A 21409-nucleotide genomic window follows, 5' to 3' on the forward strand; every position below is an offset into this window, starting at 1 on the left:
AAAGCCATACAGGTCAGCGGCGGAGAAGATCATTCGCTGGCCGTGGCCAGCGATGGATACGTGTACGCCTGGGGAAACAACGGCAGTGGCCGACTCGGCAACAACACCAGAACGGATTCGTCTGTTCCCGTACGCGTACGCGACCCGGACAGCCCAACCGACGCAAGCAAAGGACTGAAAGCCATACAGGTCAGCGGCGGAGAAGATCATTCGCTGGCCGTGGCCAGCGATGGATACGTGTACGCCTGGGGAAACAACGGCAGTGGCCGACTCGGCAACAACACCAGAACGAATTCGTCTGTTCCCGTACGCGTACGCGACCCGGACAGCCCAACCGACGCAAGCAAAGGACTGAAAGCCATACAGGTCAACAGCGGAGACGATCATTCGCTGGCCCTGGGCAGCGACGGATACGCCTACGCCTGGGGAAACAACGGCAGTGGCCGACTCGGCAACAACACCAGAACGGATTCGTCTGTTCCCGTACGCGTACGCGACCCGGACAGCCCAACCGACGCAAGCAAAGGACTGAAAGCCATACAGGTCAGCGGCGGAGAAGATCATTCGCTGGCCGTGGCCAGCGATGGATACGTGTACGCCTGGGGAAACAACGGCAGTGGCCGACTCGGCAACAACACCAGAACGGATTCGTCTGTTCCCGTACGCGTACGCGACCCGGACAGCCCAACCGACGCAAGCAAAGGACTGAAAGCCATACAGGTCAGCGGCGGAGAAGATCATTCGCTGGCCGTGGCCAGCGATGGATACGTGTACGCCTGGGGAAACAACGGCAGTGGCCGACTCGGCAACAACACCAGAACGGATTCGTCTGTTCCCGTACGCGTACGCGACCCGGACAGCCCAACCGACGCAAGCAAAGGACTGAAAGCCATACAGGTCAACAGCGGATACTGGCATTCGCTGGCCGTGGGCAGCGATGGATACGCCTACGCCTGGGGATACAACGGCAGTGGCCAGCTCGGCGACAACAGCACCGACGATTCGCCTGCTCCTGTTACAGTGGTGTTCAGCCTGCGGCCGGTGATCGTCGGCGTCAGGTTCGACCGCGATGCCGCAAAAGGCCTGACGCACGGCGATGGCAACAGCGTCACCGTGACCACGCCCGCGCACCTGCCTGGCACGGTCACGGTCAGCGTCGACTACACGCTGGGCGGCGCAGGAAGCACTCTGACCTACAACAACCTCCAATACACGTACATGCCTGTAGCGCCTCCAGGCGTGCTCCCCCGGGCCGGAGGGGAAGGCATCCTGCTCGCCCTGACCACCGGCATGACCGGCATGGGCGGGGTGCTGGCATCCCGCCGCCACCGCAGAGAACAACTACAGCTGCTGCACGCTTCACACGAGTAAGACAGGCCGGGGACGGATCAATCCCCCCGCCCCCGGCCAGAACAGGGGGAGCAGGGAGGCGAGCGTCAATAAAGGCTCAAACCCCAAGAGAGCCGACACCCCCTCCCGCACCCCCACCACACTTCTTCTCCAGGCAGAATCACGAGGGCAGGCGTGCACGACCCCGTTTCGCCTGGGCGAGGATGGAACGACGGCCGGGCCAGCCACGGGCAGAAACCCGCAGCCAGCCTTGCCATTTTTACTCATCCCGTCAACCATGAGTTCCGCCGACACTGGATCAAGCTGTCATAGTCATTGCGCGATGATAAGGTTGTATCACTGTACAAAGATGCAGAAACGAATTAGCTGCACCGGCTGCTGGGGAGTCAGTCGGTAGAGTTCTTGGGAGGCTCTGTAAATGGCGTTATCGAATATCTCCCACTGTACTTCGCACGAGTAAGGTCGGGTTCCCATCACTGCAATCCGGCAAACTGGCGGCTGTGCCCATCCCAACCGAGCACGGCCGTCATCTACTTCTAAATGGCGGAAAGATACCCGTCGTAGCGATCGGGCATGTCTGAGAACTCCAGGCCAGCCGGCTGATACCAGGAATATCGGCGGGTGCCGGCATTGTAAGTCCAGATCTCATGGCAGTCGTTGACCAGACAGTCCGACGGAATAGCCTGGGCGCCACCGGTCGCGGCCATGGCCAACGCCTGCCGGAGCTGGTCCTCCTGGGCGCCGGTTAGGCTGCCGGGCGGGCCGAGAAGAAGAGCGGGGTGCCGGTCCGGTTGATCTGCATAAAGCCGACACCCAAGTGGCCGACCACGTTGCACCCCTGGACCAGCATTCCAGTCTTGGTGGCCTGCTCGAAGAGGCCCGGTAGAGCTGCTTGACCAGCTGGGCGATGTCTTTACGGATGCAGTCCAAAGCCTGCGGGCACGGTCTCCCTGTCGGCATCGGTGGTCAGCGTGATCCAGTTCGGCTCTCCCAGACTAAGGCTGGTGGGGTTCATGATTCAGTGCTCCTTCATCCCTGTGGTGTGGCTGTGGTGTGGCAGATGGCGGCGGGTCAGACCCGGACCAGGTCGATCAGGCGGATGGTCTCAGGCTGGCAGCGGGGTATGCGGATGCCCACACGCTCCAGATAGGTGCCGGTGACCTCAGCGATGCCCAGCGGACCCGTCGGATCCAAGTGCTCCAGCGAAGCCCTGGGCTTGGCGGGGCCGGTCCAGGCCAGCCGATACCGGGCCTTGGGGTCCAGGCCGGGTATGCGTAGATAAACACCACGATTATGCAGGGATTCATCCAACTGGACGTGGGCCAGGATGGCCCGGCTGCGGTCGGGGGCCACCACGCCATGGGCCAGTACCGAGGGGTCAGCCAGGTCCAGGCGGACCACACGACCGGAGTGGAGGAATCCACGGTTGGCCTTGTACCAGGTGATCCACTCCTTGAGTCGCTCCAGGTCATCCTCGCTGGCCTGGCGGATGTCCCACTCAATGCCCATGGATCCGAAGACGGCCGTGGCCGCCCGGAAATCCAGGCTGTAGGTTCTGCCGGTCTGCTGGGAGGAGGGTTGGGAGATGTGGGCGCCGATGTACTCGGGGGCCACGGTCTGCTCGGTCCAGCGCTGAATCAGCTGCCTGCTCAGGGCATCGGTCATGTCGGAGTTCCAGAAGCGGCGGATCTTCTCGATCACACCCAGGTCGATGCGGCCACCGCCCGAGGCGCAGGACTCCCACTCGACCTCGGGGAAGCGAGCGCGGAGGGTGTCCAGCAGACGGTAGTAGGCCAGAGTCTGCTCATGGATGGCCGGCGCGCCACCATGGGCCTGGGAACCGGCCTCAAGCAGGTCACGGTTGTGGTCCCACTTGACGTAGTCAACCTGGCAGGACTCCAGAACCCGGGTCATGGCCTCCAGCACATGGTTGAAGGCCTGGGGATTGGTCAGGTCCAGGACCAGCTGGTTGCGCTGGAGCTCCGGGGTTCTGGAGGATGCCCTCATGACCCACTCAGGATGGTCGCGGAAGGCGTCCGAATTCGGGTTGATCATCTCCGGCTCGAACCAGAGGCCGAACTGCATCCCCAATTTATGGACATAATCAACTAAAGGCTCCAAACCGTGTGGCCAGACCGCAGGGTCCACCCACCAGTCGCCCAGACCAGCCGTGTCGTCCCGGCGCAGGTGGAACCAGCCGTCGTCCAGAACAAGGCGTTCCACCCCGATGCGGGCGGCGCGGTCGGCCAGATCGCGCAGGGTGTCGAAGTCATGCTTGAAACCGATGGCCTCCCAGACGTTCAGGATGACCGGCTGCTCGCGGGGGTGCTCAGGCAGGGTTCGCTCCCAGGCATGCAGGCTGTTCATGATTGGATCCATGCCGTGGTCGGAGGCCGTGACCACAATCCAGGGCGTGCTGTACTCCTGGCCCTGGCTCAAAACCACCTCTCCTGGCAGAAGGAGCTCGCCAGCGCTGATGCCGGCCGGGGTGGTGCTGTTCCGGTCCACCCGGAGCACGGTGTTCCCGCTCCAGGCCGGCTGGACGCAGAGCACCCTGCCATGATGGAAGTTGAACCCTGGGGTGCCCACCATGACCACAGGTCCCTCGAAGCCGGTGCGACCCCAGCGAAACTCGCGCACCCAGGCCCCGTCGGCCAGGTCATGGCGCTGGGGGCTGCGCTCACGCTCGTGTCTGCCGACGAAGTCCAGAATCTGGGTCTGCTGGTCGTCCAGGGGAAGGCGGACCTCCAGATCCTCCACCAGGTAGGGATCGGCGCCCAGGTTGCGCAGGGTGTGGCGAATCCGCAGGGAACCGCCGGCCATGGCCTCCACCCTGGTCTCCAACCCAAGCTGGGCATCCTCGTCACGGGCCTGGATGGTCAGCGAGTCGTCGGTCTGTTCAGGCTGGCCCTCGACCAGGAATCGCGGCGACCATGACCGCCCGGCTTGGATGCCCTCGGGGCCTTGGGCGATCCGATACCCGGTCAGGCCCGGATGCAGGTAGGTGTTCTGCGCATGCTCCAGCAGCAGGGGCGAATGGGTTGGGGTCCAGGCGGGAGTCTGTTCCAATCCGTTCATGTCGGGGCCTGCATAAAGTCCCCTGATGTCAGGAATATCGGCACCCGGGGTGATGGGCCCCAGGGCCATGTAGGTGAGCGGCTGATCTGAATGGACCGACTGTGGAAAGAGCATGAAAACTCCTTTGGTGACTACGGCACACATGTGCAAAAACAACAATGTTTGATAAACCAGTGAGCCGCCCGCTCCACTGCAGTTAGGCAGCTCCTGATTAATAGACTACTTGACTGCTCCGGTCATTAACACCGCAATGGGGTGTCTCTGCAGGAACGTGTAAGCGACCCCCCCCCCCTCACCCCTCATGGGACCTTCTCAATTAAGGATGCAGTGAGATAGAGCGTAGTCATTCCAGACTGTGTCGAGCCGGTCATGATGACAACAATCGCCGCATGCGCCATGAATGCGGCAGACCATGTAGACCGTGGATAGCATCAGCAGTTTTTCATCAATATGATTTAAGGACTTAAATCAGAAAAGGCGCTGACGTCACACCGCAAAGGCAGTAACGCCAGCGCCCTTTCAGACTCTGTTCAGGCTCGGACCTATGGTCAGGCTCCAATCAGATCCAGCATCTCGGGAACGGACTTCTTGCCGAACTCCACAGTCTCCTGGCCGTCCTTGCGGATTACGATGCAGGGGACGCTCATGACCTGGTACTGGTCCTTCAGCTCGGGGAAGTGGGCCAGGTCGTAAGCCTCGGCACGCACCTTGCCGTTCTGGGCAGCCACACGCTGGGCGGACAGGACCGTGGTCGGGCACATAGTGCAGGTCAGGGAGACCAGCATCATCACATCCACCTGGTCCTTGATGGCATCGATACGGTCCGAGGTGGGCTGATCCACCTGCTGGCCGGGACCTGCCGCGTTGTAGAGGGCCAGAACGAAGGAGTTGAACTCGTGGCCGCTGGGCACGCCATGGAAGGCCAGTCCGGTCGGCTGGGAGACGCCCTGGTCGTCCAGCCGGCAGATGCGCACGCTGGGTCGGGCATCGGGCAGGTCGCCGGCGGGATCATAGTCCTTGCCGTCCTCGTCCGTGCGGGAGTCGACCCTGGAGGTCAGCTTGCCGTCGGAGAGCCCGACCAGCTCGTCCACGAAGGCCTCCAGCTCCTTGGAGACCTGGCTGCCGTCCAGATCCAGGGCCAGCTCCAGCTTTCCGGTCATCTTGCCGAAGACCATGTCCAGCTGCTTGCGGATGTCCGGTCCGAAGAAGCCGGAGGTCTTGGCCGGGGCCTGGTCGTGCTCCTGGGCCACAGGCGCGGGCGAGGTTCCCGAGGCCAGTGCGGAATTCTCGGCCTGCCGCTCAGAACGGGCATAGGGGGAATCCTCGGGACGCGGCGGCACCAGTCCGGTCTTGTCAGACATGTTGGAGGCGTAACGCTCCAGCTCCACGGCGGCCACAGCCCCATCGGCGGTGGCGGTGATGACCTGGCGCAGGTTCTTGACCCGCAGATCCCCGGCGGCGTAGATGCCCGGCACCGAGGTCTCCAAGTAGTCGTGGGTCAGCACGTAACCGTGGTCGTCCAGATCCACCACGCCCTTGAGCATTCCGGTCTGGGGCACGTAGCCAGCGAAGACGAAGACGCCGAAGGTGCCGCCGTCCTGGGGCTTCCAGGTAGTGGTCTGCCCGCTCTTCCGGTCCAGGATGGTGGCCTCGACCAGTCCGCCGGGGCCAGCAGAGACCCCCTTGAGCTCGGTGGAGTAGTGGATCTCGATCTTGTCGTTGTTCCGGGCCTCGTCAGCGACGGCGGCATCGCAGGTGAAGTCCTCCTCACGCACCAGCAGGGTCACCTTGGTGGCGTACTTGGTCAGGAAGACCGACTCCTCGGCTGCCGCGAACCCGCCGCCGACCACCAGGACCTCGCGCCCGGTGAAAAACTCGCCATCGCAGGTGGCGCAGTAGGCCACGCCGCGGCCCGCGTACTCCTGCTCGCCCTGGAAGCCGATCTTGCGGGGGCTGGCGCCGGTGGCGATCAGGATGCCGAAGGTGCGCAGGTCGCCCCGGGAGGTGTGGACCACCTTGATGTCGCCCTGGGCCTCGATGCCTGTGGCCTCGGCGCTCATGAACTCGGCTCCGAAGTTCTGGGCCTGCTGGCGCATGGTCTCGGTCAGCTTGCGGCCGTCGGTGCTGGCCACGCCCGGGTAGTTGACCACGTCGGCCGTGATGGTGATCTGGCCGCCGAAGTCGTCCTTCTCCAGAATCAGGGTGCGATACCGCGCCCGAGCCAGGTAGAGTCCTGCGCTCAGGCCTGCAGGGCCGCCGCCGATGACGACCACGTCATAAAGATTCTTGTCTTCCGTCATGAATGCCTCTTCCGAAGGAATGCACGGATGTGTTGTTTTGGATACTGATCGTAAATACAGAAAAGGGAACCCGCCCTGGTCGCTTCCGATCGGCGAGTTCCCGATGTTGGCAGCTGCGGATCAGAGCTGGCCGACCAGATCCAGGCTGGGCTCGATGGTGTCCTCACCGGGCTCCCACTTGGCAGGGCAGACCTGATCGCCGTGCTCATAGACGAACTGGGAGGCCTGGACGCGGCGCAGCAGCTCGTCGGCGTTACGTCCCACGTTGGAGGAGATGACCTCGTAGGCCACGACCTTGCCCTCAGGGGTCAGAATGAAGTCACCACGCTCAGCCTTGCCCTCGGCCTCGTTGTAGGTCTGCAGGTCCTTGGCCAGGGTTGCGGTCGGATCGGCCAGCATGGGGTACTGGACCTTGGCGATCTTGTCGTTGGCCTCGTGCCAGGCCTTGTGAACGAACTCGGTGTCGCAGGAGACGGAGTAGATCTCGCAGCCGATCTTCTTGAAGTCCTCGTACTTGCTGGCCAGATCCTCCAGCTCGGTGGGGCAGACGAAGCTGAAGTCCGCAGGGTAGAAGAAGAGCAGGGACCAGTGGCCCAGCAGATCCTTCTTGGAGACCGGGAAGGTCTTGTTGTCCTGGTAGGCCTGCGTGGTGAACTCAGTCAATTCGTGCTGAAGCTGTGACATGAAAAAAATCCTTTCGGGAGCATTGGAAACGTCGGCTTGAAGCCGAACCTATCTCCGTATTTCATGCTAGTCAGGAAGCGCTGTATGGGGAAGACGGAGGTTCGCCGCTGAGGTGTGACATAGGGCACATGGGGCGTCCATACCCTAGCATTGGAGGCATGGCATTATGGCTGAACATCCTGCTCATTCTCTTCTTCCTCCTGCTCGGTTCCGTCTTCTCGGGGACTGAACTGGCTCTGGTCTCCCTGCGAGGCTCACAGCTGGAGCAGATGGAGCAGCAGGACGCGCGCGGCGCCCGGGTGGCCCGCATCGCCCGCGACCCCAATACCTTTCTTTCCGCCGTGCAGATCGGCGTGACGCTGACGGGCTTCCTCTCGGCCTCCTTCGGCGCATCATCCATTGCCCCCTACGTGGTGCCCGTCCTGACCGGGTGGGGCGTGCACGAGGGTCTGGCCAGCACCCTGACCACGGTGATTCTGACTCTGATCATCTCCTATTGCTCCATCGTCATCTCCGAGTTGGTGCCCAAGCGGATCGCCATGCAGCGCACCGAGGCCATCGCCAGGGCCGTCGTTCCGGCCATCGACGTCTTCACCACCCTGTGCAGGCCGCTGATCTGGCTGATCGGCAAGAACACCGACCTCATTGTGCGCATCCTGGGCTTCGACCCCCAGCAGACCGACACCGAGGTCAGCGACGACGAGCTGCGGATGCTAGTCTCCTCCAACACCAACCTGAGCAAGGACGAGCGGATGATCCTGGGCGATGTCTTCGATGCCTCCGAGACCAGTGTGGCCGAGGTCATGCGCCCCAGGGCCGACGTGGTCTTCATCGCCGGGGACATGCCGCTGCAGGAGGCGGTCGAATTCGTGCACGACGAGCCCTACTCGCGCTACCCGGTGACCGGACGCGACTTTGACGACGTGCTGGGCTTCGTCCACGTGCGAGACCTGATGGACGTGCGCAATCCCCAGGCCAAGACCGTGGCCGACGTGACCCGGCCCGGCATCGCGCTGCCCGGCACCTCCAAGCTCCTGCCCAGCCTGGAGAAGCTGCGCAAGAAGGGCATCCACCTGGCCGTGGTCATCGACGAGTACGGGGGCACCGACGGCATCGTCACCCTGGAGGACATGACCGAGGAGCTGGTGGGCGATATCCGCGACGAGTACGACCTGCCCGAGGAGCAGAACCCTGCCCATCCCCAGGCGACCGCCTTCGTCAACGGGGTGGCCACGGTCGACGGCGGCATGACCATCGAGGACTTCGCCGACCTGACCGGGATCGAGCTGGAGGATGGCCCCTACGAGACCCTGGCCGGCTACTTCCTGGCCCAGACCGGGCGCATGGGACAGGTGGGCGACGTAATCCACTCCGACGACGGGTATGACATGGTGGTGACCAAGGTGGACGGGCGGCGCATCGAGACCATCGAGGTCAGGCGCCGGCAGGAGGCCAAGGACCAGGCCGACGAGGATGACGACAGGAAAGATGAAGACAGGTCGAATTCCGAAGCAGGAGCGGACCGAGGATAACCGGACCGGATCTAATCTGAGCGAGACTGACTTGACCAAGGATAGCTTTGCCGGCTCTAACCTGACCGAGGTTGGTCGAAGCCAGGAAGGAAGACGACAATCCAAGGCGGGCCGAGACGATACTGCGACCAGAGCCTAGCTATCGTCTAACCGAATCCCTACTATCATCCAGCCAGTGCTCGGCTGGCAGTCAGCCGGTGACCGCCCTCACGCCAGTCAAGGAAAAATGACTGTCAGCGTAGCCGATGGTCCGTGAATGATTTCACTGGTTGATTCCCGCAAAATCCAAGCGTTTCCTTGCTTTTTCCTCTAGTCTGGAGATACAAGGTCGGGCTGACCCGACCGCAGGCATAATTTCATATTTAAGGAGCGATTATGGCATTGAACTTTACCGTACCGGGACTCGACGAAGCGACCAGCGAGAAGGTCATCGCCATCCTGCAGAGCCGTCTGAGCCAGGAACAGGAGACTGCCCTGATCCTCAAGCACGCCCATTGGAACATGAAGGGCAAGGAATTCATCGGCATCCACGAGATGATGGACCCCGAGGTTGACTCGGTGCTGAACATGGCCGACGAGACCGCAGAGCGCATCGCCACCCTGGGCGGTTCCCCCGCCGGACGGCCCGACGACATCATGAAGAACCGCGACTGGGATGGCATCACCATGACCGGCCGCCAGGATGCCCTGGACTACCTGAAGGCCCTGGATACCTACTACACCACCTTCATCAAGCGCGACCGCGAGGCCATCAAGGAGCTGGACGACCTGGACGTCATCAGCTCCAACATCGTGCAGGACCATGTGCAGGAGCTGGAGCACTTCCAGTGGTTCATGCGCAGCCACCTGTTCTGAGTTACTGAGTTACTGAGCTCTGAGAGCTCATCGCCGCCCCCGATAGGCGGTATGCCGGCGACCCTACATCGTGAAGGTGCGGGGCCGCCGGCATTTTCTCTGACCGAGATAGACTGCAGGAATTCAAGATAGAATTGGCACTTGGGAGACAGCCGGGCGCTGCCTCACGCCGGGAAGACTGGTCGGCCACGGAAAACCGAACCCTACCCGCCCGACCAGGAGCATCATGCCGCCCACGCCTACATTCCCAACATTCCAAGTCAATTCGCATCGTCAGGATTGCGACGATTCGAATTCGCAGCGGAATCCTAAACTGTTCAATCCAAGGCGGTCGGACCTCCAACCCTCAGACCCCCAACTGAATTCCGGACAATCGGATTCCAAGCCATCGAACGCCCAACCATCAAGTCCTCAGCGTGGGCAGAGCGGATCTGACAGGGATCGGCACAAACGACTCCATCTTTCAAACTTCTTCACCGCCTTGTCTTCGCTGGCTGAAAACGACCGGGTCACCGGGCTATTTATGATGGCCTGCGCCTTGGCCGGGCTGATCCTGGCCAATCTGCCAGAGACCAGGCCGGGGCTGAACGCTCTTTCCGCTTGGATTCCTCTGGACCTGCCCGGTGGACTGAACCTGTCCCTCAAGGACTGGATACAGGACGGGCTGCTGACCATATTCTTCCTGACCATGGGTCTTGACCTGCGCCAGGAGGCTGCCACGGGCACTCTGCGCGACCACAGGCAGGTCCTGCTACCCATGCTGGCCGCTCTGGGCGGTGTGGCCGTTCCGATCCTGATCTACTGCCTGTTCAACCTGGGCTCCCCGGCCGGGTTGCGCGGCTGGGCTGTCCCAACGGCCACCGATGTAGCTTTCTCCCTGGCGGCTCTGCAACTGCTCCTGCCCAAGGCCGGACCCGCCCTGCAGGCCTTTTTGATGACCCTGGCCATCTTCGACGATCTGATTGGTGTCCTGCTGATCGCCCTGGGCTACTCCAGCTTGGGACAACCGAGCAGGCTGCTTGCCTGCCTCGTTGGCCTTGTGGCCTGGGCGCTCCTGGTCCGGGCAGCGAGCTGTTCCGCTCAGATTTGGCGACCCTTGATGCCGCTGTTCCTGCTGGGTGCCCTTGCCGGCGGTCTGCTGGCGTGGTACGGCCTCTTCAAGGCTGGAATCCACCCGGTGCTGGCGGGAGTGGCAATGGGTCTCTTGACCCCTGTCACCAGGTCGACCGGACCAGAATTGACCGGAACCAATCCAGCTGGGACCAAAACAACTGGGATTGGGCCGAGCCACGTCCAGGCATCATCTCCTGCTGAACAGTTGGATCGCCTGCTGACACCCTTGAGTGCTCTGGTGGTCCTGCCCGTGTTCGCCTTCTTCTCGCTGTCCATCTCCCTGGATCAGCTGGGACCCGGACTGCTGACTGACCGGGTCTTTTGGGGGGCCACACTGGGTCTGGCCTTGGGCAAACCCGTGGGAATCATGACCATGGTGATCCTGGCAAGTCATCTGGGGCTGCAACGGCCTGCCGGCTCCACGACCGGAAACATGGTTGGCCTCTGCCAGCTCTGCGGAATCGGCTTCACCATGTCCTTCCTGATCGCCAACTTGGCCTTCGCTGGTTCCCCGCATCTGGAGTCAGCCCTACTGGGCGTGCTGGCAGGGTCGGTCCTGTCCGTGCTCGTCGTGGCCGCGGGCACTATCCCCGGTCGACTACGTTCCGCCAGGCACACATAGGCTTAGCTGCCAAGGCTCACCTCTGCAAGAACCGGTTCCTGTCAGAACCAACCTGCCAAACTCGGTTTTGACAGAATCAGTTTTGACAGAATCGATCCCTTACCAGGCTCAGCTGCGACGGTAGAGCTTGGTGTAGGAGCCCTCAGCGCGGGGACGGACCACGATTTGGTCGATGTCCACAGTGTCGGGTTGCTCCAGGGCCCAGGTGACGCATCCAGCAATGTCGTCGGCGGTCAGCGGGTCGGGCACCCCGGCGTAGACCGCATCGGCCCGGTCGCTATCTCCGCCGAACCGCTTCAGGGAGAACTCGTCGGTGTGGACAAGGCCCGGAGCGATGTCGACCACGCGCACTGGCTGGCCAATCAGCTCCAGCCTCAGAATACGGGCCATGACTCGTTCCGCCGCCTTGGAAGCGCAGTATCCGCCGCCGCCCTCGTAAGGCTCGATGCCTGCAGTGGAGGAGATGACCAGAACCGTGCCCTCCGACTCTTTCAGGGCCGGGAGCAGCTTCTGGATGACCCGCAAGGTGCCTATGACGTTCAGCTCATACATGCCGCGCCAATCGTCCAAGCTGGAGGTAGCCACCGGGTCCTTGCCGAAGGCTGCACCGGCGCAGTTGACCAGAGCCTTGACCGGCCCACCCTTGAGCACGGCATCGACGGCCGCCTGCGTGGAGTCCTCGTCGGTCACATCGCAGACCTCATAGGTGAAGTTCTGACCCAGCTGGTCGGCGAGGGCCTTGAGATTGTCCTCGCGCCGGGCCAGACCGACCACCTTCCAGCCTTTGTCCACCAAGGCCCGAGCACTGGCCTGGCCGATGCCGCTGGAGGCGCCGGTCACCACGGCACGCTTGATTGTTTTCTTGGATTCCGTCATCTCATCCGCTCCTTCATGATCTATTCCCCCGGATTGACTCCACGCTTGCTTCCGGTTCGCAGGGAGCCTGCCTAGCTGCTGCAGGATCGCCCTTCTTCTTTAACGCTAGCGCACCAGCATGGGCTGTGGCAGACTCTCTTCGGTCTTCGATGACAAATGTGGCGCATTAAACCAGCCTTGAGCAGGGTCGGAACGAAATAAAGGCAGATTAGTTGAGTCAAAATAGATCAAAGTCAGATCGGGCTGAATCAGGCCGTATAGTCAGGTAGATCAGGATAGACAGGACGCATCAAAACCAATCCAGCTTCATACCAGATGGCCTGGCGAGGGTTAGGATTCGGAAATCATCAGCACAGACGATGCTCCAGGTTCACAATTTACAAGCTGGCAGTTCACAAGCTCAACAATCGCATAGAGTTCAAGAATTACACGGAGTTCATGGCTCCGAAAGCCATAGCTTCAGCTGTCTAAGCTTCTGGGGTCACAAAGCCAGATAGCGATTGAGCCGACGACGGCGCTCGATCCAGTCGGGCATATAGCGATCCATCCGCGCGCGGAAGCCGGGACCGTGGCCGTGCTCGTAGAGGTGGGTCAGCTCGTGAACCAACACATACTCCAACAGGTCAGAATCCAGCCAAGCAAGGTCGGTATTAAGCCGGATGCCGCCAGTGGCGGGAGTGCAAGAGCCCCAGCGAGTTTTCATCTTCCGCAGACTGATGCGCTCAGGTCGGCGACCCACCACGGGGACCCAGCGATCAAGCAGAGTCGGCAGCCTCTCCTGGAGAATCCTCTTAGCTTCGGCCTCGGATCGGTCCGGCGACAGCTGACCATCGGCTCCGGTTTGGGCGTATACCTCGCGTGAGCGGGCCAGACGATCTCTAGTGGTTGCGATCCAGCGGTGCTTGCCGTCGATAAAGGCGCGAATCTGGTCATCGCTCAAGGCCAGAGGTGCCGTCACTTCCAGATGGCCGTCAGGCGGCTTGACCCGCAAATAGACGTTGGCGATCCGTTTCCTGATGACCAGAACGGTCTCGCCACCGACCTCCAGCCGCTCCGACCGGACTGGTTCCGCACGCCGTTTCCGCCTCATGACCACCATTCTTCCGCCAAGACGCGACGCGACGCCGCCGAGATTGACTTGAGGGGACACTATGGTAAGCTATCCATTTGTGTGATTCTTCGGTCACACGGCATGGGCCTGTAGCTCAGCTGGTTAGAGCGCATCCCTGATAAGGATGAGGTCGGAGGTTCAAGTCCTCCCAGGCCCACGCATTCTTGTGTGGTTGAAGTTCTTTTCACATTTACGGGGCTATGGCGCAGCTGGTAGCGCATCTGCTTTGCAAGCAGAGGGTCGCCGGTTCGAATCCGGCTAGCTCCACAAAATAGGAAGCGTCGGACTGTTCTTCTTCAGGAACGAATTGGGGATTATTTCTAGATTAGAAAGCGCAATGTTGTAGGCACTTCTATTTCTTTTTTATAGCCTAAAAGGCCTGAATTTTCCATTTTAAGCCATTCCCAGCCCATAGGCGCGCAACATCGTAATGCTGCCGCAGTCTGAAACACCGCAGGCACGGGAGTTCAAACGCTCCACCGTCGCCGTTGACGGCCATGGCCACGCAGCCAGGGACCGTACGTACGACGTGTGCCAAGGCGAGAATGCCCGTCGGTCTGCCGTTCGAGCGGATAAAACTGAAGTAGGACAAGACTGAGATGGGATACTCATTAGTTAATTGTTAGATAATGAGTATCTAATGCAAAGCGGTAAAGAGGAGGCTGCATATGTCCAAGAAGCAGAATATAGCGGCCATGCTCGACGCGTTCGCTGGAACCACAGCGTGCGAAACGCGTGCCACAATCACTGGTGCCCATAACGAGAAGCAACAAGGAGCGCCTGACAGCTGCCGCGAAGGCCCACGGGCTGAGCCCAAGCGCGTTCTTCTGTCTGGCAGCTGACGAGTACATCACGAACCACGAGTGGTAAGCAGGGAGGGAAACAAACAGATGGTACATGTCTCCGAATACGATGCCGAGAATCTGTTCATCGGCAAGCTCGAGAAGATCGGTTATGGGTTTGTTCAGATGCATAACTATGACGACGTCGTGGCGAATTTTCGCAAGCAGCTCGCGGCGTTCAATGCCGAGAAGCTGACTGAAGCGAAGGGCGAGGCAACGTTCTCAGATGCTGAGTTCGGACGCGTGATGATTCATGTCAACAACCACACCGTCTACGAGTCCGCAAAAATCATTCGCGACAAGTACGTACTGACGCTGGATAACGGGAAGACCGTGTATCTGGATTTCTTCAGCTCCGACATCGATCGGAACATCTATCAGGTGACGCATCAGGTAACGATGGACAAGGCGCACAAGGGCGATGTCGTCTATAAGAACCGCTACGACGTGACGATTCTCATCAACGGCTTGCCGACAGTGCAAATCGAGCTGAAGCGCCCCGGCGTCGAAATCAACGAGGCTATTAACCAGATTAACCGCTATCGCAAGTTCTCGTTCAAGGGGCTGTTTCATTATTTACAGCTGTTCGTGGTGTCGAATTCCGTGCAGACAAAGTACTTCTGCAATGAGAACGAGATGGACGGCGGCTCCTATAACCCGATTCTGAAGAGCCTCGTGTTCTTCTGGACGGACGACAAGAATACGCGAATAAATAAGTTGGACGAGTTTACGACAGAGTTCCTGCGTCGCTCGACGCTTACGGAGATGCTCGACAAATACATGGTCATCAAGACCACTGAACCTATCCTGATGGTCATGCGCCCGTATCAGATTTACGCGGTGAAGGCCGCGAAGCGCCGCGTGCTGGATTCCAACAAGAACGGCTATGTCTTTGCATGCACAGGCTCGGGCAAAACGCTGACTTCGTTTAAGCTAGCTCAGCTTCTGCGTGACGAGCCGAGGGTGGACAAGGTCATCTTCCTGATTGACCGTAAGGATCTCGACGACCAGACCGTGGACGAGTACAACTCGTTTGAGAAAGACTGCGTGGACGGCTCCGATTCCACCGCCGTACTGGTCAGGCAGCTGAAGCAGGACGACCACAAGCTCATTGTGACGACGATTCAGAAGATGGCGAACGCCGTCAAAAACAACCGATATGAGTCGCTGATGGATTCGTACCGTGACAAGAAGGTTGTGTTTATCATCGACGAGTGCCATCGCAGCCAGTTTGGTAAGATGCACGGAGACATCAAGCGCCATTTCAACAATGCGAACTATATCGGCTTTACGGGCACGCCCATTTTCGAGGCAAATCGCGGCAGGGATGGCAAGACGACCGCGGATGTGTTCTACGCTGGGCCCAAGTTGGATGCCTGTCTGCATCGCTACATGATTAAAGACGCGATTGCGGACGGAAACGTGTTGCGCTTCTCGGTCGAGTACCAGCGTACGATTTTCGCCAAGCATGTTGCCGCGAATGGCATCGATCCCGAGCAGCTGAGCGACCCTGATTATTGCCGGCGCCACAACTTAGATTTAGAGTCGCTGTATCACAACGACGAGCGTATCCGCTTGGTGGCCGAGGACATCTTTGAGCATCACGAGCAGCATGCCCACCCGCAGGGCAAGGACGTGTACACGGCGCTGTTCGCGGTGGACACCATCAAGACGCTGGGCAAGTACTACGACGCTTTCAAGTCGCTGAATGAGATGAGAGACGACGACAAGCGATATCGCGTGGCCGCCATCTTCACGTATCAACCCAACGGCGACATGGACGAGGGCGGCGACGAGCACTCGCAGGAGTTGCTGGAGCGCTGCATGAATGACTACAACGCGATGTTCGGCACGGCATTCGGGCTGGATTCCTTCGATGCATACCGCAAGGACATCACGCGCCGCATGAAGCAGAAGGATCTGCCGCAGGTAGACATCCTGCTGGTGGTCAATATGATGCTGACGGGATTCGACGCGAAGCCGTTGAACACTCTTTATTTGGACAAGAACCTCATCTGGCACACGCTGGTACAGGCGTACAGTCGTACAAACCGAGTTGACAAGGTGACGAAGCAGTTCGGACAGATTGTTTCCTATCGCAATATCAAGCGTGCGCAGGACGATGCCCTGCGGCTGTTCTCCGGCGATGGTGACCCGAACGAGTATCTGCTCGAAAGCTATGAGTATTACATGAACAAGTGGATGAATCAGGTGCCCGTCCTCCGCAAGATCGCACAGACCGTGGACGACGCGGGGCAGCTTCAAAGCGAGGACGAGATCCGCCAGTTCATCCTCGCGTTCCGCTCGCTTTCGGGCACGCTAGCGACGCTGAAGACGTTCAGCAAGTTCGAATGGGCGGATTTAGCCGTGGCTCTTGGCGAGGAGGAATACGAGGGCTTCAAAAGCTGGTATTTGTATTATTACGACGAGTCGAAGAAACGCAACCCGAAGGTCCCCGTGCCTGTCGACGTAGATTTCGACGTGGAGCTGGTCCGCACCGACCGCATCAACGTGATGTACATCCTGAGCTTGCTGAAGTCGGCCCACAAAGCCCGTAAAAGCGAAGCGAACCTCAATCGCGACATCGACCTTGTCATGCGGGAGATCGAGCGTTCGGACAACGACGCCCTACGCGCGAAGAAGGACATCATGGAGGCGTTCATCCGAACGCGCTTCTACGACTTGCCGGAAGACGCCGACGTTCAACAGGCTTACGAGCAGTTCGAGTGTGAGAGCCTCAAGGCCGAAATCGAGACGTTCGCCCATGAACACGATCTTGAGGCGAAGGACGTACAGGACATCTTCTCGGAGTACACCTTCGACGGGAACTTCTCTGAGGAGGCCGTCCGCAAGAAGCTGGCCGCATATCATTTAAGACTTCTGGAAATCACGACGATGACGAATGTCATCAAGGGGTTCGTCATCGACACCTACAACCGCTATAGAGCGGAGGGAGAGTAAGCGGGATGATTGATTCCACAAAGTATCAGGCGCAGGCGAACGAGCTGTCCCAGAAGCTCTGGGCCATCGCGAACGATTTGCGTGGAAACATGGATTCCACCAAGTTCCGTAACTACATCCTAGGGACGATTTTCTATAGCTACCTGTCGGAACGCACCGAGGAGTACATGAAGGAAATCCTGAAGGAGGACGGCCTGAGCTACGAGCAAGCGTTCGCCGATGCGGACTACCGCCCTATCGTCGAGCAGTGGTCCATCGAGCATCTGGGCTACATCATCAAGCCCGGGAACCTTTTCCGCGAGTTGGTCCGCAAAATCGTCCGCCCCGAGAACGACGCCGACAAGTTCAGCGTTGAGGATTACGAGCGCGCGGTGAACGAGCTGACGGGCTCCACGATGGGCCAGGCGTCCGAGGCGGCGTTCTTTGGCCTGTTCAACGATATGAAGCTGCAGGACCCCGATCTGGGCGATACCGTGGCTGACCGCACGGCGCTCATCGCGAAGGTCATCGTGAAGATCAGCGAAATCGATTTCAAGCTGTCTGATTCGCAGTTCGACGTGCTGGGCACGGCATACATGATCCTCATCGGGCTGTTCGCCTCGGACGCCGGCAAGAAGAGCGGCGAGTTCTTCACGCCAACGGGACCGTCGAAGCTGGTGGCAACGTTAGCGACTGTCGGCTTGGACGAGGCGAAGACGGTGGGCGACTGCACGTGCGGCTCGGCGTCCATGCTACTCGAGGTGCAGAAGCACCTCACAACGGGACGCGTTGGGCACTTCTACGGGCAAGAGAACAACGCCACCACGTACAACCTCGCGCGCATGAACATGCTGATGCACGGCGTGGATTACCAGAACTTCGACATCTACAAGGGCGATACGCTGCGTGAGGACAAGTACGGCGACGTGAAGATGACGGTGCAGGTCTGCAACCCGCCGTACTCGCTGAAGTACGACGGCAACCCCGCCTTGCTGGATGACCCGAGGTATTCGGGCGCGGGGAAGCTGCCGCCCAAGTCCCACGCCGACTACGCCTTCGTCGAGCACATGATTTATCACATGGACGATGACGACGGGCGCGTGGCCGTCCTGCTGCCCCATGGCGTGCTGTTCCGCGGAGGTGCCGAGGCGGTCATCCGCAAGTACATTGTTCGCGACCTGAACCGTCTCGACGCCGTGATCGGCCTCGCGCCGAACCTGTTCCACGGCACGAGCATCCCCGTGTGCCTGCTGGTGCTGAAATCCAAGCGCAACGGCAACAGCGGCAACGTGCTGTTCATCGACGCGAGCAAGGAGTTCACGCCCGGCAAGAACCAGAACACGCTTGAGGACGAGCACATCAAGAAGATCGTGAACGCCTACACGACGCGCGAAGACATCGAGAAGTTCGCCCACGTGGCGGATATGGCCGAGATCGAGGCGAACGACTGGAACCTCAACATCCCGCGTTACGTGGATACGTACGAGGAAGAGGAGCCCGTCGATCTCGAGGCCGTACGAGATGACATCAAGCGTATCGAGAGCGAGAAGAAGGCCGCCGTCGACAAAGCAGATTCGATGCTGCGCCAGCTGGGGCTATGAGAAAAGAGGCGTAATTGACCTGTTCGGATTGGATAAGCATAATTTGCGCGTCAATTTCCCTTGTCGTGGCCATTGTGATTGCGGGCCTGCAGTTGTGGCAAAGCGGGCGCATGGCAAAATTCGAGCGGCGTCAGGACGAGCGTGACGAGCGACGCCACGCCGAGGAGGTAAAGTCGCGGGCGGTTTCCTTTATATCGAAGCATTATGCAGACCGTGGCTTGATTCCCTTGTGTGCGATGGCGGCGATGCATAACGACCTGCACTACTATTCGCGTGAGATGTACCGAGAGTTTTGCTGCATGACGCTCGAAGTCCAGAATCGTGTCCTCGAATACTGCGAGCTGGATTTACGTGTCACGGAGGAAAAGAAGCTCTTTGAGCGGTGCATCGAAGCTGTGACGGGCATTTTGCGCGTACGTTTTCCCGGGGATGAGTCTCCGTTCTATGACGGCGGCAAGTACGTGCTGCGCAGCCTCGAACGTTATGGTGGCGAGAAAATTCCAATCGAACGAATCAATTATCGTTCGCCATATGCGGCCAGTCCGTTCGCCGTCAACTCCGATGGCACCTCATCCTACGAGAGCTGTATCACGGACGTTTTGAGCGAATCGTTCCTTGGCGAAGGTCCCGAACAGCCCATTTCCGTCCTTGAATACAAGTACGGCTTCAAGGGAACGCCAGAGATAGAGGCATGCCAGTTTGCAACGGTTCTCGCGCAGTACATCGCGATTTACGGCAGCAAGGATGACGATTCGAGCAAAGACTACGGCGCACCGGGAGCATATGCGGAAGAAGCCATAAGTACGATGGAGGATTTGTTCCTGCTGGCAGTATTCGAAATGTATATCCATCTGGTACTGCAGGAAAAGGAGGCATGAGTATGAGGATGCCTGGGCTGAGGTTCAAAGCTGACGACGGGTCTGAGTTTCCCGATTGGGAAGAGAGAACATCTGTCGAATTGTGCAGTCGAATGATTGGTGGCGGTACGCCATCAACTAGCAATACCGGCAATTACAACGGTGATATTTCTTGGATTTCATCTTCCGATTTGGATGTCGACAACATCACAACAGTTCGTAGAACGCGATTTATCACAGAGGGAGCTGTTGCAAATTCGGCTACGAAAAAAGTAAAGCCCGGTTCAATCGCTGTAGTTCTTCGTGTTGGCGTTGGAAAAGTTGCGCTTTTGGATCGCGAAACGTGTACTAGTCAGGATTTTATTAGCTTGGAAGATGTCACGGGCGATACAAAGTTTATTGCATACATGCTGTCTGCACGAATGCAACGAGAAGCCGTTCGAACCCAAGGGACTTCCATTAAAGGTATTCCTGCAACAAGATTTAAAGAGCTGACTTATCGCATGCCATCGTCCATTATCGAGCAGCGCAAGATTGCCGACATGCTCTCGACCGTCGACAACGTCATCGTGGTACAGCAGGCCGAGGTGGACGCATGGGAACAGCGCAAGAAGGGCGTGATGCAGAAGCTGTTCAGCCAAGAGGTCAGGTTCAAAGCTGACGACGGGTCTGAGTTTCCCGATTGGGAAGAGAGAACATCTGTCGAATTGTGCAGTCGAATGATTGGTGGCGGTACGCCATCAACTAGCAATACCGGCAATTACAACGGTGATATTTCTTGGATTTCATCTTCCGATTTGGATGTCGACAACATCACAACAGTTCGTAGAACGCGATTTATCACAGAGGGAGCTGTTGCAAATTCGGCTACGAAAAAAGTAAAGCCCGGTTCAATCGCTGTAGTTCTTCGTGTTGGCGTTGGAAAAGTTGCGCTTTTGGATCGCGAAACGTGTACTAGTCAGGATTTTATTAGCTTGGAAGATGTCACGGGCGATACAAAGTTTATTGCATACATGCTGTCTGCACGAATGCAACGAGAAGCCGTTCGAACCCAAGGGACTTCCATTAAAGGTATTCCTGCAACAAGATTTAAAGAGCTGACTTATCGCATGCCATCGTCCATTATCGAGCAGCGCAAGATTGCCGACATGCTCTCGACCGTCGACAACGTCATCGTGGTACAGCAGGCCGAGGTGGACGCATGGGAACAGCGCAAGAAGGGCGTGATGCAGAAGCTGTTCAGCCAAGAGGTCAGGTTCAAAGCTGACGACGGGTCTGAGTTTCCCGATTGGGAAGAGAGAACATCTGTCGAATTGTGCAGTCGAATGATTGGTGGCGGTACGCCATCAACTAGCAATACCGGCAATTACAACGGTGATATTTCTTGGATTTCATCTTCCGATTTGGATGTCGACAACATCACAACAGTTCGTAGAACGCGATTTATCACAGAGGGAGCTGTTGCAAATTCGGCTACGAAAAAAGTAAAGCCCGGTTCAATCGCTGTAGTTCTTCGTGTTGGCGTTGGAAAAGTTGCGCTTTTGGATCGCGAAACGTGTACTAGTCAGGATTTTATTAGCTTGGAAGATGTCACGGGCGATACAAAGTTTATTGCATACATGCTGTCTGCACGAATGCAACGAGAAGC

At 58.9% G+C, this 21409-nt stretch carries 14 protein-coding genes and 2 tRNA genes; 10 read left to right on the plus strand and 6 right to left on the minus strand.

Annotated elements, in window-relative coordinates:
* Positions 1 to 1371: RCC1 domain-containing protein (locus CI603_RS01475; RefSeq protein ID WP_395947959.1), on the plus strand; the 1371-nt coding region annotated here is incomplete at its 5' end.
* 515 nt (positions 1372 to 1886) lie between these two features.
* Here CI603_RS01475 and CI603_RS08995 read toward each other — a convergent pair.
* The 4 genes from CI603_RS08995 to CI603_RS01490 all read right to left on the minus strand — a co-directional run bounded on the left by CI603_RS08995 (position 1887) and on the right by CI603_RS01490 (position 7412).
* Complete coding sequence (locus CI603_RS08995; RefSeq protein WP_183122197.1) at positions 1887 to 2057, minus strand: hypothetical protein; 171 nt, start codon at positions 2055 to 2057, stop codon at positions 1887 to 1889.
* 364 nt (positions 2058 to 2421) lie between these two features.
* Positions 2422 to 4542 (minus strand): alpha-galactosidase, encoded by a 2121-nt coding sequence (locus CI603_RS01480; RefSeq protein WP_121912759.1) that lies wholly within the window; start codon positions 4540 to 4542, stop codon positions 2422 to 2424.
* Between the two features lie 434 nt (positions 4543 to 4976).
* Entirely contained in the window at positions 4977 to 6728 is a 1752-nt protein-coding gene (locus tag CI603_RS01485; protein WP_121912760.1) for an FAD-dependent oxidoreductase, read from the minus strand.
* A gap of 120 nt (positions 6729 to 6848) precedes the next feature.
* Positions 6849 to 7412: a peroxiredoxin gene (locus CI603_RS01490; protein ID WP_046322122.1), complete on the minus strand. Its 564-nt coding sequence runs from the start codon at positions 7410 to 7412 to the stop codon at positions 6849 to 6851.
* A gap of 158 nt (positions 7413 to 7570) precedes the next feature.
* Between CI603_RS01490 and CI603_RS01495 the strand changes: the two genes are divergently transcribed.
* From CI603_RS01495 to CI603_RS01505, 3 genes are all read left to right on the plus strand, one after another.
* Entirely contained in the window at positions 7571 to 8944 is a 1374-nt protein-coding gene (locus CI603_RS01495) for a hemolysin family protein (protein ID WP_259465447.1), read from the plus strand.
* Between the two features lie 375 nt (positions 8945 to 9319).
* Complete coding sequence (locus CI603_RS01500; RefSeq protein WP_110451473.1) at positions 9320 to 9799, plus strand: Dps family protein; 480 nt, start codon at positions 9320 to 9322, stop codon at positions 9797 to 9799.
* A gap of 226 nt (positions 9800 to 10025) precedes the next feature.
* Positions 10026 to 11534, plus strand: a complete 1509-nt coding sequence (locus CI603_RS01505; RefSeq protein ID WP_121912762.1) for a Na+/H+ antiporter NhaA — start codon at positions 10026 to 10028, stop codon at positions 11532 to 11534.
* Positions 11535 to 11642: 108 nt separating this feature from the next.
* On the opposite strand, the gene CI603_RS01510 is transcribed toward CI603_RS01505, so the two are convergent.
* Positions 11643 to 12410 carry an SDR family oxidoreductase gene (locus CI603_RS01510; protein ID WP_110412254.1) on the minus strand — a complete coding sequence of 256 codons (768 nt, stop codon included), beginning with the start codon at positions 12408 to 12410 and terminating at the stop codon, positions 11643 to 11645.
* A gap of 481 nt (positions 12411 to 12891) precedes the next feature.
* Entirely contained in the window at positions 12892 to 13500 is a 609-nt protein-coding gene (locus tag CI603_RS01515) for a M48 family metallopeptidase (RefSeq protein ID WP_121912763.1), read from the minus strand.
* A 104-nt stretch (positions 13501 to 13604) separates the two neighbouring features.
* On the opposite strand from CI603_RS01515, the gene CI603_RS01520 reads away from it, so the two are divergent.
* The 6 genes from CI603_RS01520 to CI603_RS01545 all read left to right on the plus strand — a co-directional run.
* Positions 13605 to 13678, plus strand: a tRNA-Ile gene (locus CI603_RS01520).
* Positions 13679 to 13715: 37 nt separating this feature from the next.
* Positions 13716 to 13788: transfer RNA gene (locus CI603_RS01525), tRNA-Ala, on the plus strand.
* 623 nt (positions 13789 to 14411) lie between these two features.
* Complete coding sequence (locus tag CI603_RS01530; RefSeq protein ID WP_121912764.1) at positions 14412 to 17324, plus strand: type I restriction endonuclease subunit R; 2913 nt, start codon at positions 14412 to 14414, stop codon at positions 17322 to 17324.
* Between the two features lie 5 nt (positions 17325 to 17329).
* Entirely contained in the window at positions 17330 to 18904 is a 1575-nt protein-coding gene (locus tag CI603_RS01535) for a type I restriction-modification system subunit M (protein ID WP_121912765.1), read from the plus strand.
* 110 nt (positions 18905 to 19014) lie between these two features.
* Positions 19015 to 19782 carry a hypothetical protein gene (locus tag CI603_RS01540; protein ID WP_259465448.1) on the plus strand — a complete coding sequence of 256 codons (768 nt, stop codon included), beginning with the start codon at positions 19015 to 19017 and terminating at the stop codon, positions 19780 to 19782.
* On the plus strand, positions 19779 to 21409 hold a 1631-nt coding region (locus CI603_RS01545; RefSeq protein WP_147438263.1), incomplete at its 3' end, for a restriction endonuclease subunit S. The genes CI603_RS01540 and CI603_RS01545, both read left to right, overlap by 4 nt.

The sequence above is a fragment of the Bifidobacterium sp. wkB338 genome, assembly GCF_003688325.1.
Classification (GTDB): Bacteria; Actinomycetota; Actinomycetes; order Actinomycetales; family Bifidobacteriaceae; genus Bombiscardovia; species Bombiscardovia polysaccharolytica.